The following is an 11,534-nucleotide window of genomic DNA, read 5'->3' as shown; positions in this document are numbered from 1 at the left end:
TTGTTTACCCGGCTGGACTCACCAGCGCGGCGGCTTGGTCAGCGGCGGCGCCTGGTGCTGGCGGTCGTAGGCGCGCAGCTCGTCGCGGATGTGGGCGATGCGCTGGCGCCCGAGCGCGTTGCGGCTGTCGTCCAGCACCACGCCGTCGAGCAGTTCGGCCATGCGCTGCACGGTGGGCAGCATCTTTTCCCAGGCGTCGAGCGCGGTCATCGGCGCCGGCAGGGTCAGGAAGAAGGCGATGGCCGGGGTTTCCATCTCGCGGATGCGGGCCATGTCGAAGCTGCCCGGCTTCATGATGCTGGCCATGCTGAAGATCGGCCCGCGCTCGGGATGCCCTTCCACCAGCCGGTGGAAGACACCCATGTAGCCGAACACCAGCCCGGTCTTCTCGGCGGCGACCACGATGTCCTCGCCGCGCAGCACCTGGCCGGCACGCGCGGCCACGTACAGCGAGACGATCTTGTCGAAGTCCTGGCTGGCGCGCTTGCCCAGTTCGCTGCCGGCCGCGGCCTCGACGTCCGGCAATCCCAGCTCCGGCTGGCTCACTTCCGCGCCGGCGTCCGCATCGGCCACGGCATCGCCGCCCTCGCCGTCCGCGCCCAGCACCGGTTCGCGCCGCGGCTTGGCACCGTTATCAACCGGTTCGCGGCGCTTGCCCTGCGCCGGCTTCCGGGTCCTCCCGAACAGGAAGATCGCCGCGATCAGCAGCACTCCGGCGGCCAGGATGCCGATGCGCAACAGAGCCATGTCGGACATGCGGTGGGTTCTCCGGTCAACGTGTTCAGGTCGATAAAGAATGGCACGTCAGGCCGCGCCCGCCAAACGCGCGGCTTCCTCCAGGTCCACGCTGACCAGGCGGCTGACGCCCGGCTCGCGCATGGTCACGCCCGAGAGCTGGTGCGCGGCCTCCATCGTCGCCTTGTTGTGGCTGACGAACAGGAACTGCACCTTCTCGCTCATCTCCTTGACCATGTTGGCCAGGCGGCCGACGTTGGCCTCGTCCAGCGGCGCGTCCACCTCGTCGAGCAGGCAGAACGGCGCGGGGTTGAGCTGGAAGATGGCGAACACCAGCGCCACCGCGGTCATCGCCTTCTCGCCCCCGGACAGCAGCGAGATGCTGGACACGCGCTTGCCCGGCGGGCGCGCCATGATGGTCACGCCGGTGTCCAGCAGGTCCTCGCCGGTCAGTTCCAGGTAGGCGTGGCCGCCGCCGAACAGGCGCGGGTACAGCGCCTGCACGCCGGCGTTGACGCGGTCGAAGGTGTCCTTGAAGCGGCCGCGGGTCTCGCGGTCGATCTTGCGGATCGCCTCTTCCAGCGTCTCCAGCGCGGTGGTCAGGTCCACGTTCTGCGATTCCAGGTACTCGGCGCGCTGCGAGGCCTCGCCGTATTCGTGGATGGCGGCGAGGTTGACCGGTTCCAGCCGGCGCATGCGCGCGTCGATCTGCTGCACCGCCTGTTCCCACTCGCCGATGCGCGCGTCCTCGGGCAGGGTGTTGACCACGTCCTCCAGCACGAAGCCGGCCTTCTCCACCGCCGCCTGCAGCTGCTCGGCGCTGAGCACCAGCGCCTGCTGGTCGAGCTTGCGCTGGGAAATGCGCTCGCGCTGCGCCAGCGCCTGTTCGTCGCGCTGGTGGCGGGTCTGCTCCAGCGTGCGCAGTTCGGCGTCGATGCCGTCCAGCTGCGCGCGCGCCTCGGCCAGCACGCGGTCCACACGCACGCGCTCGCCCAGGGTGTTCTGGTGTTCGGCCTCCAGTGCCTGCACCGGCGTGTCGCCCTGGTCCAGCTGCGAATGCAGCTCGCCCAGGCGCGAATCCAGCTGCCCGCGCTGGGTGCTCATGCGTTCCAGCGCCTGCGACAGCGAGGCGATCTGCGCGCGTTGCGACTCCAGCGTCAGCGCCAGCGCGTGCATGCTGTCGCGCACGTTGCGCGCCGCGTCGCGCGCCAGGTCGCGCGCTGCGGTCAGCTGCCGGCGCTCGCCCTCCAATGCCTGCCGCGTGGTTTCCAGGCCGCCCATGCTGGACACGGCGTCCTCCAGCCGCACCCGCGCCTGCCCGGCCTGCTCGCGGCTGGTGTCCAGCGCGTCGAGCAGCTGCGCAAGCTCGGCCTCGATGTGCTCGATGCGGGTGCGCGCCGATTCCAGCCGGCCGCGCTGGCTCTGCATCTGCCCGGCCAGTTCCGAGGCGCCGCGATGCGCCTGGTACAGCGCCCGCTGCGCTTCCTCGCGCTGCTGCTCGGCGGCCAGCAGCTGTTCGCGGAACGCGCCGAGCTGGCGCTCGAGTTCGCCTTCGCGCTCCTGCAGGCCTTCGATCTGCTCGCGCAGGGCGACGATCTCGCGCTCGCGCAGCAGCGCGCCCTGCTTGGCCGCGCCCTGTCGCGACACCCGCACCCAGCCCTGGCCCAGGCGCTCGCCGTTGCGGGTGATGATCGAATCGCCCTCGTCCAGCCGCGGCTGCAGGTCGCGCGCGGCGGCCAGGTCCTCGGCGCCATGCAGGCGCGCCAGCAGGCGGCGGATCGCCAGCGGTCCCTGCACGCGCGCGGCCAGCGAGGTCGGCGCGAAATCCGCCTCGCCCGGGGTATCGGACACCAGCGCGATGCGGCCTTCGCCCAGTTCGCCCAGCGCATCGACCAGAGCTTCGGGCGCATCCACCAGCACGCCTTCGATCAACTGGCCCAGCGCGCTTTCCACCGCGTTTTCCCAGCCGCTTTCGACGGTGATGCGCTCGCCCACGCGCGCGGCCGAATCCAGCCCCTGCGCCTTCAGCCAGGCCACCGCGGCGCCCTGCTCCTGGCCGAGCGCGGCCTGCTGCAGGGTTTCCAGCGAAGACAGGCGGCCGCGCGCGGCCTGCGCCTGCTTGCGTACCTCGGCCAGTTCGGCCTGGCTGGTACGCTGCCGTTCCTGCAGCGTCGCCGCGCTTTCCTTGCGCAGTTCCACCTGCTCGTTCAGTTCGTCCAGCGTTGCGGCCTGGGATTCGTGCTGCAGCTGCAGCTGCTCGAACGCCTCGGCCAGCGCCTCCACGTCGAGGCCGGCGCGCTCGGCGGCCAGTGCCTCGCGGCGGCGGTCGGCTTCCAGGATCTGGCGATCGAGATAATCGACGCGGGTGCGCTCCACTTCGCCCGAGCGGGTGGCTTCGGAGGTGTTGCGGTTGTGCGCTTCCCAGCGCTGTTGCCAGTCGTGCAGCGCGGCTTCGGCCTCGCGCAGTCCTTCCTGGCGGAATTCGTTCTCTTCCTGCAGCTGTTCCAGCTGCGGCTCGGCGTTCTCCACCGCCTCGCGCAGCACCATCAGCCGCGCCTCGTCGCCGCTGATGTGCTGGCCCAGTTCGGCCAGCGCCTGGCGGGTCTCGTCGCGCGCCTTGTGCAGGCGCTGCGCCATCTCGCGCTGGTGCTGGATCTGCTGTTCCAGCCGCGCCAGCGTGCTGCCGACCTGGTAGACGTCGGCCTGCGCGCGGGCCAGCGTCTCGGCCGCTTCCTCGCGGCGCACGCGGCCGGTCTCGATGCGGCTCTCGGCCTCGCGCTGCTCGGCGATGAACTGCTGCAGCCGGGTTTCCTCGCGCGCCAGCGCCTCGCGCAGGCCGCCCAGGCGCGTATCCAGGCCGCGGTATTCCAGCGCCTTCCACTCGGCGTCCTTGACCCGGCGTTCTTCCTGCAGGGCCTGGTACTGCTCGGCCTGCCGCGCCTGGCGGCGCAGGTGCTCGAGCTGCTTGCCGATCTCCTCGCGCAGGTCGCCCAGGCGCTCCAGGTTCTCGCGGGTATGGCGGATGCGGGTCTCGGTTTCCTTGCGGCGCTCCTTGTACTTGGAGATGCCGGCGGCCTCTTCCAGGTAGACACGCAGGTCTTCCGGGCGCGCCTCGATGATCTGGCTGATCATGCCCTGCTCGATGATCGAGTAGCTGCGCGGGCCCAGGCCGGTGCCGAGGAACAGGTCGGTGATGTCGCGGCGCCGGCACTTGGTGCCGTTGAGGTAGTAGTTGCTGCTGCCGTCGCGGCTGACCAGGCGCTTGACCGAGATTTCGTTGAACGAGGCGTACTCGCCGGCGATGGTGTGGTCGGTGTTGTCGAAGATCAGCTCGACCGTGGCCTGCGAGACCGGCTTGCGCCCGGCAGAGCCGGAGAAGATCACGTCGGTCAGCGAATCGCCGCGCAGGCGGCTGGCCGAGCTCTCGCCCATCACCCAGCGCACCGCATCGATGATGTTGGACTTGCCGCAGCCGTTGGGCCCGACCACGCCGGTCATGTTGGTCGGCAGGTGCAGCGTCGTGGGATCGACGAAGGACTTGAAACCGGACAGTTTGATCGTGGATAGACGCATGGGGCAGCAGGGTTCCAGTGCCGGGCCGATGGGTGGCACCGTTGGGTTTTGCGGGGAATCAGGGCGCGGGAAAAACGGTCCGCGGGCAGTATAAGCCCCTCTCACCGCGGGAGAGGGGTTGGGTGCGGGTACGGGCGCAGCCTTGCGACATCCGGCTGCACGAGGCTTCGCCCGTACCCTCATCCGCCCCTCGCGTGCCGCTCCTGCGGCACGCCCCTCGGGCCGGCTTCGCCGTCCGCTTCGGCATCCTGCCTCGCGAGCGGGGCGCCTGCATCCGGCACATCCCTGTGCCCCACTCTCCGGGCGGCTTCGCCGCGCAATCCGGCAGTCCTGCCGGGTTGTCTCCTCAAGAGGGAAGCGACAAAAAGAACGGGCGCCTTGCGGCGCCCGTTCCGGATACAGCTTGAACCGCAGCGATCAGGCGTCGGCTTCGACGATGACCTTGACGGTGGTTTCCACGTCGGCGTGCAGCTTGATGATGACGTCGTACTCGCCGACGGCGCGGAAGGCGCCCTCGCCGAGGATGACTTCGCTCTTTTCCAGCGGCAGGCCGGCGGCGGTGAAGGCCTCGGCGATGTCGCGCGGGCCGACCGAGCCGTACAGCTTGCCTTCGGTCGACGCGTGCGCGCCGATGGTGACGCTGGCGTCGGCGAACTTGGCGGCGCGGGCTTCGGCGTCGTCGTGCGATGCCTTGGCCTTGGCTTCATAGTCGGCGCGCTTGGCTTCGAAGGCGGCGACGTTGGCTTCGGTGGCCGGCACGGCCTTGCCGTGCGGGACCAGGAAGTTGCGGCCGTAGCCCGGCTTCACGTCGACCAGATCGCCCAGGTTGCCCAGGTTGGTCACCTTCTGCAGAAGAATCAGCTTCATTTTCTTGCTCCGTTATTCGTTAGCGATGCCCCTTCAGGCACACCGCAACGCTTGCTGTCCGAATGGACGGGGGTGAAGGCGGGAACCAGCGATCAGGAACCAGAAACAGTGAAGGCCAGAGCCCTGCTGCGTTCCTCGTTCCCCAGCGGCGAAGCCGCCACTGGTTCCCGGCTTTCTCAGACGTCGTGGTTGTCCGTGTACGGGATCAGCGCCAGGAAACGGGCGCGCTTGACCGCCGTGGACAGCTGACGCTGGTACTTGGACTTGGTGCCGGTGACGCGGCTCGGCACGATCTTGCCGTTCTCGGTCAGGTACTGGCGCAGGGTGTTGAGATCCTTGTAGTCGATCTCCTTCACACCTTCGGCCGTGAACTTGCAGAACTTGCGGCGACGGAAGAACTTGGACATGAGCTGACTCCTTATTCGGCAGAGGCGGCGTCGTCGCCGGCTTCTTCATTGTTGGAATTGGCAGCTTCATCGTCGTCACGACGACGGCGCTCGCCACGCTCGGGCTTGTCGCCCTTCTCGTCCTTGCTCTTCATGATCAGCGACTGCTCGGTCTCGGCCTCGTCACGCTTGATGACCAGGTTGCGCAGCACGGCGTCGTTGAAGCGGAAGCTTTCGGTCAGTTCGTTCAGCACCGACTGGTCGGCTTCGATGTTCATCAGAACATAGTGGGCCTTGACCAGGTTCTGGATCGGATAGGCCAGCTGGCGGCGGCCCCAGTCTTCCAGGCGGTGGATCTTGCCGTTGTTGCCCTCGACCAGCGCCTTGTAGCGCTCGACCATGGCCGGGACCTGCTCGCTCTGGTCCGGATGGACCAGGAACACGACTTCGTAATGACGACTCATGTTTTTTTTCTACCTTTCGGATGTAGCCCTTTCGGGCCGGACAGCCCCCCGCCATGCAACGCGGTGGAGCAAGGACCCCCGCACCAGGGGCGCAGGGAGCCGCGCATTATCCACTGCGGACGGCTTGCGGACAAGTCGCGCCATCCTGCCGCCTGAACGCTGCGTTCGCCTGGTGGCACCGGCCCCGGGACCTCATGCTGCGCCGCAGCAGTACACTATGGAACCGTTTCCACGCCGATCCCGGATACGCCGTGCCCTCCCCCTCCTCCCTGGCCGCGACGCTGAACCCGCGGCAACGCACCCTCATCCTGCTGGCCCTGTCGCTGGGCGGTTTCGCCATCGGCACCAGCGAGTTCGCCAGCATGGGCCTGATGCTGGAAATCAGCCGCGGGCTGGCGATCAGCGAGGCCCAGGTCGGCCACCTGATCAGCGCCTACGCCATCGGCGTGGTGGTCGGCGCGCCGCTGCTGGCCTTCGCCGGTGCCGGCGTCAGCCGCCGCACCCTGCTGCTCTGGCTGATGGGCTTCTACGCCGCCGGCAACCTGGCCAGCGCACTGGCGCCCAACTACGCCAGCATGCTGCTGGCCCGCTTCGTGGCCGGCCTGCCGCATGGCGCCTACTTCGGCGTGGCGATGCTGGTGGCCGCCTCGATCAGCCCACCGGAACAGCGCGGCGCGGCGGTCTCGCGGGTGCTGCTGGGCCTGTCCATCGCCATCCTGGTCGGCAACCCGCTGACCACCTGGCTGGGCCAGCAGTTCGTCTGGCGCACGGCGTTCGCCCTGGTCAGCCTGCTGGCGCTGGCCACCGTGGCCATGCTCGCGCGCCATCTCCGCCCGGACCCGGACGAGGTCCGCACCACGCCGATGCGCGAACTGCGCGCCTTCAACCGCCCGCAGGTGTGGCTGGCGCTGGCGATCGGCGCGATCGGCTTCGCCGGCATGTTCTGCGTGTTCACCTATCTGGCGCCGACCCTGGTCGACGTCACCGGCGTGGACGAGCGCTGGATGCCGGTGGCGGTGGGGCTGTTCGGCGTGGGCGCGATCATCGGCAACGTCGCCGGCGGCAAGCTGGTCGACCGCCTGCAGTTCCGCGCCGCCGGCGTACTGCTGGCGTGGTCGATCCTGGTGCTGATGCTGTTCCCGCTGGCCGCCGGTTCGGCCTGGACCATGGCGCCGGCGATCATCGCGGTCGGCACCATGGGCGCGCTCGCCGTCGCCCTGCAGACCCGGCTGATGGACGCGGCCGGCGAGGCGCAGACCCTCGCCGCGGCCTCAAACCACGCCGCGTTCAACACCGCCAACGCGCTCGGCCCCTGGCTCGGCGGCATGGCGATCGGCGCCGGCTTCGGCCATGCCTCCACCGGTTACGTGGGCGCGGCCACCGCCGCGGTCGGCCTGCTGCTGTGGGTCGTGGCGATGCGACTGGACCGCCGCCGCGCGGCGCGGGCGCTGGCCTGCTGCCGGTGAACCGTCGGGCGCAGCGTCGGCCAGCGCCCGCCTGTTCCGCCTCAGCGGTGGCTTTCGTCGGTGGTGAAGCTTTCGCCGCAGCCGCACTCGGCGGTGGCGTTGGGGTTCCTGAAGGTGAAGGTCTCGCTCAGGCCCTGCTTGCCGAAATCGATCTCGGTGCCGTCCACCAGGGCCAGGCTGTCGGCGTCGACGAAGATGCGCACGCCGTCCTGCTCGAACACGGTGTCGTCCTCGCGCTGTTCGCGCGCCAGGTCGGTGACGTGGCCCCAGCCCGAGCAGCCGGTGCGGGTCACGCCGAAACGCAGGCCCAGCGCGCCGGGGGTCTGCTCGACGAAGCGCTGGACGCGGGCGAAGGCGACGGGAGTGAGGTGGATGGCCATGGGGGAGCGACTCCGGGGGATTGCGGGGGCGATTATAGGAAAAGCCGGCTGTACCGGCCCGGGATGGCGGATTCCTCGCCTGTCCGGCCGCGCAGCCGCTAGAATTCCGTGTTCACAGATCGAGTCGATCAGCAGAGGATTCAAGTCATGACGGTGGTCAGCGTTGCGCACGCCCTGGCCGGGAAGATCCCGGAAGGCGGAGAAGTCACGGTTCGCGGTTGGGTTCGCACGGTCCGTGCCTCCAACGGGCTGGCCTTCGTCAATGTCAGCGACGGCTCCGGCTTCGCTCCGATCCAGGTCGTGGCCACCGATGCGCTGGCCAATTTCGACGACGTCAAGCGCCTGACCCCGGGCTGCTCGGTCGTCGCCAGCGGCAGGCTGGTGAAGTCGCAGGGCAAGGGCCAGAGCTTCGAGATCCAGGGCGAAAGCCTGGAAATCGTCGGCTGGGTCGAGGACCCGCTGACCTACCCGATCCAGCCCAAGCCGATGTCGCCGGAATTCCTGCGCGAAGTGGCGCACCTGCGCCCGCGCACCAACCTGTTCGGCGCGGTCACCCGCATCCGCGACTGCCTGGCCAAGGCGGTGCACCGCTATTTCCACGAGAACGGCTACTACTGGATCAGCACGCCGATCATCACCACCTCCGACGCCGAGGGCGCCGGCCAGATGTTCCGCGTCTCCACGCTGGACATGGCCAACCTGCCGCGCGGCGAAGACGGCGGCATCGACTTCAGCCGCGACTTCTTCGGCAAGGAAACCTTCCTGACCGTGTCCGGCCAGCTCAACGTCGAGGCCTACTGCCTGGCGCTGAGCAAGGTCTACACCTTCGGCCCGACCTTCCGCGCCGAGAACAGCCACACCACCCGCCACCTGGCCGAGTTCTGGATGGTGGAGCCGGAAATCGCCTTCGCCGACCTGGCCGAAGACGCGCGCGTGGCCGAGGACTTCCTCAAGTACCTGTTCCGCGCCGTGCTCGACGAGCGCGCCGACGACATGGCCTTCATCGCCGAGCGCGTGCAGAAGGACGCCGTCACCCGCCTGGAGACCTTCGTCAACGCGCCGTTCGAGCGCATCGAGTACACCGATGCGGTCAGCCTGCTGCAGAAGTCCGGCAGGAAGTTCGACTACCCGGTCGAATGGGGCCTGGACCTGCAGACCGAGCACGAGCGCTGGCTGACCGAGGAACATGTCGGCCGCCCGGTGGTGGTGACCAACTACCCCGAGCACATCAAGGCCTTCTACATGCGCCTGAACGACGACGGCAAGACCGTCGCGGCGATGGACGTGCTGGCCCCGGGCATCGGCGAGATCATCGGCGGCAGCCAGCGCGAGGAGCGCCTGGACATCCTCGACGCGCGCATGGCGCAGTTCGGCCTGGATCCGGAGCACTACCAGTGGTACCGCGATTTCCGCCGCTACGGCTCGGTGCCGCACGCCGGCTTCGGCCTGGGCTTCGAACGGCTGGTGGTGTACGTCTGCGGCCTGTCCAACATCCGCGACGCCATCCCCTACCCGCGCGCGCCGGGCTCGGCGGAATTCTGACGGCGAGGAACCAGATGAGAAACGAGAAACCCGTGGACGCCAACGCAGCGCGCGGACGCGCCCAGCTCTGGCCCCTCGTTCCCGCTCGCTGGTTCCCGGCCCGATGACGCTCTTCCTCGCCCTGTGCTTCGTCGGCGTGGCCATCGCCGGGCTCAGCGCGTTCCTGATCTTCTGGCCGCTGACGCTGATCCACATCCGCGACCGGCATCCGGCGCTGGCGGCCGATTTCGGCGCCGGCGCCTTCCTCAAGCCGCAGTCGCTGCGCTGGCTGCTGGGCCGCGGCTTCGCCGGCATCCCCGACCCCTCGCTGTCCGGACTGGCCACGCCGGCCCGCATCGCCCTGCTGGTGATGTGCGGCGGGCTGGGCATGGCGCTGGCGCTGTGGCTCTTCTCGCAGGCAATGACATGAACGACATCGACACCTCCACCGACCAGTGGTGGCTGGCCAGCCTCGGCACCACCCTGGTCTGGGCGCGCCTGCGCGTGCGCCCGGCCGGTACCGCCGAGGTGCTGGACAGCGACGGCAACACCCTGAGCTACGACAGCGAGGACACCGCGCGCGCGCAGCTGTTCGACGCCGAGTTCGTCGCCTGGGACGGGCTGGACGAAGAGGATGCGCTGGCGCGCGGCTTCTCGCTGCACGAGGTGCAGCCGCCGCGGGCGGCCAGCGACGACGAACTGCGCGGACGCATGGTGCAGTCGCTGGGCGGACGCGCCTGAGCGGCCGATGTTCACCCCACGCGCCTTCGCCGAGCATGATCTGGTCTGGCTGGATCGCCTGCTGGCGCGCGACCCGTTCGTCACCGTGCTGACCACCGGCAGCGACGGCCTGCCCGAACTGACCCGGCTGCCGGTGCTGTACCGGCGCGACGGGCAACGCATCGAACTGCTCGGCCACTGGGCGCGGGCCAACCCGCAGGCGCGCCATGCCGGTGCCGCCAAGGTGCTGGTCGATGGCCCGCATGGCTACATCTCGGCCAGCTGGTATCCGGACAAGGACAGTGCCGCGCGCGTGCCGACCTGGAACTACGCCGGCGCCGAACTGTGCGGCCGCCTGGAACCGTTCGACGATGAAGACGCGCTGGCCGCGCTGGTAGGCGAACTCAGCGATCATTTCGAGGCGGGCGTGGGCCAGCACTGGCGTTTCGAACCCGAGCGCGGGGAACAGCGCCGCCAGCTGCGCGGCATCGTCGGCTTCCGCTTCCATACCGAACAGGTACAGATCAAGCTGAAACTTAGCCAGAACCATCCGGACGCCAACCGGCAGGCGGTGATCGCCGCGCTGGAACAGCTGCCGGGCCATGCGCCTGGCGAACTGGCGCAGTGGATGCGCCATCACCGCGGGCAGGCCGCCGCCGGCGACTGAGCGCACCCGTTTCCCGTGGCGGCACGGCCACCGCGGCCGCGCCCTCCTCCCCACCGACGTCAGGGACACCCGACATGAAAGACATCCGCAGGCTGCTGCAGAACAACCGCGAATGGGCGGACCGGATCGCCAAGGAAGATCCCGACTTCTTCCACCAGCTGGCCAAGCAGCAACATCCGGAATACCTGTGGATCGGCTGCTCCGATTCACGCGTGCCGGCCAACCAGATCATCGGCATGGCCCCGGGCGAGGTGTTCGTGCACCGCAACGTCGCCAACGTGGTGGCGCACAGCGACCTGAACTGCCTGAGCGTGGTGCAGTACGCGGTGGACCAGCTGAAGGTCAAGCACATCCTGATCGTCGGCCACTACGGCTGCGGCGGCGTGCACGCCTGCCTGCACAACACCCGCGTCGGCCTGGCCGACAACTGGCTGCGCCATGTCGGCGACGTGGTGCAGAAGCACTCGGCGATCCTCGATGCGATCGAGGACGACGAACTCAGGCACGCCCGCCTGTGCGAACTGAACGTGATCGAGCAGGTCGCCAACCTGTGCCGCTCGACCATCGTCGAGGATGCCTGGGCGCGCGGCCAGAAGTTGATGGTGCACGGCTGGGTCTACAGCCTGAAGGACGGCCGCGTCAGCGAGATGGGCATCGACGTGGGCGCGTCCGAAGACCTGAAGCCGGCCTACGAGAGCGCCCTGGCCTTCGTCCCGCGCCATGGCCGGCGCGACTGATTCCCGACAGGAGCCGAC

General features: G+C 69.0%; 12 protein-coding genes. 6 read left to right on the top strand and 6 right to left on the bottom strand.

Translation table 11 applies throughout. The features are described 5' to 3' along the window. Positions 1-18: 18 nt before the first annotated feature. The 5 genes from zipA to rpsF all read right to left on the bottom strand — a co-directional run bounded on the left by zipA (position 19) and on the right by rpsF (position 6,025). Positions 19-756 carry a cell division protein ZipA gene (zipA, locus tag CQ393_RS03025; RefSeq protein WP_153190151.1) on the bottom strand — a complete coding sequence of 246 codons (738 nt, stop codon included), beginning with the start codon at positions 754-756 and terminating at the stop codon, positions 19-21. 48 nt (positions 757-804) lie between these two features. Further along, positions 805-4,308: a chromosome segregation protein SMC gene (smc, locus tag CQ393_RS03020; RefSeq protein ID WP_153190150.1), complete on the bottom strand. Its 3,504-nt coding sequence runs from the start codon at positions 4,306-4,308 to the stop codon at positions 805-807. A 417-nt stretch (positions 4,309-4,725) separates the two neighbouring features. Continuing rightward, entirely contained in the window at positions 4,726-5,175 is a 450-nt protein-coding gene (gene rplI, locus CQ393_RS03015) for a 50S ribosomal protein L9 (protein WP_153190149.1), read from the bottom strand. A 176-nt stretch (positions 5,176-5,351) separates the two neighbouring features. Continuing rightward, positions 5,352-5,582 carry a 30S ribosomal protein S18 gene (gene rpsR / locus CQ393_RS03010; RefSeq protein ID WP_054666474.1) on the bottom strand — a complete coding sequence of 77 codons (231 nt, stop codon included), beginning with the start codon at positions 5,580-5,582 and terminating at the stop codon, positions 5,352-5,354. An 11-nt stretch (positions 5,583-5,593) separates the two neighbouring features. After that, complete coding sequence (gene rpsF / locus CQ393_RS03005; RefSeq protein ID WP_153190148.1) at positions 5,594-6,025, bottom strand: 30S ribosomal protein S6; 432 nt, start codon at positions 6,023-6,025, stop codon at positions 5,594-5,596. Between the two features lie 251 nt (positions 6,026-6,276). Here rpsF and CQ393_RS03000 point away from each other — a divergent pair, with 251 nt between their 5' ends. Then, entirely contained in the window at positions 6,277-7,491 is a 1,215-nt protein-coding gene (locus tag CQ393_RS03000) for an MFS transporter (protein ID WP_343199473.1), read from the top strand. Positions 7,492-7,532: 41 nt separating this feature from the next. Here CQ393_RS03000 and CQ393_RS02995 read toward each other — a convergent pair whose 3' ends face one another. Then, positions 7,533-7,871, bottom strand: coding sequence for an iron-sulfur cluster assembly accessory protein (locus tag CQ393_RS02995; RefSeq protein ID WP_153190146.1), 339 nt, complete (start codon positions 7,869-7,871; stop codon positions 7,533-7,535). Between the two features lie 147 nt (positions 7,872-8,018). Between CQ393_RS02995 and asnS the strand changes: the two genes are divergently transcribed. From asnS to can, 5 genes are all read left to right on the top strand, one after another. Further along, positions 8,019-9,413, top strand: a complete 1,395-nt coding sequence (gene asnS, locus CQ393_RS02990; protein ID WP_153190145.1) for an asparagine--tRNA ligase — start codon at positions 8,019-8,021, stop codon at positions 9,411-9,413. Positions 9,414-9,516: 103 nt separating this feature from the next. Next, a complete protein-coding gene (locus tag CQ393_RS02985; protein WP_153190144.1) occupies positions 9,517-9,822 on the top strand; it encodes a hypothetical protein in 306 nt (101 codons plus the stop codon). Then, entirely contained in the window at positions 9,819-10,133 is a 315-nt protein-coding gene (locus tag CQ393_RS02980; RefSeq protein ID WP_153190143.1) for a hypothetical protein, read from the top strand. The genes CQ393_RS02985 and CQ393_RS02980 overlap by 4 nt, the downstream gene beginning before the upstream one ends. A 7-nt stretch (positions 10,134-10,140) precedes the next feature. Continuing rightward, a complete protein-coding gene (locus tag CQ393_RS02975; protein ID WP_153190142.1) occupies positions 10,141-10,779 on the top strand; it encodes an FMN-binding negative transcriptional regulator in 639 nt (212 codons plus the stop codon). A 74-nt stretch (positions 10,780-10,853) separates the two neighbouring features. Next, complete coding sequence (gene can, locus CQ393_RS02970; RefSeq protein WP_153190141.1) at positions 10,854-11,516, top strand: carbonate dehydratase; 663 nt, start codon at positions 10,854-10,856, stop codon at positions 11,514-11,516. Positions 11,517-11,534 lie beyond the last annotated feature (18 nt).

The organism is Stenotrophomonas sp. MYb238 (assembly GCF_009496535.1).
GTDB lineage: Bacteria > Pseudomonadota > Gammaproteobacteria > Xanthomonadales > Xanthomonadaceae > Stenotrophomonas.
Note: the sequence above shows the minus strand (reverse complement) of the source record. Positions and strands in the feature narration are given on the sequence as shown.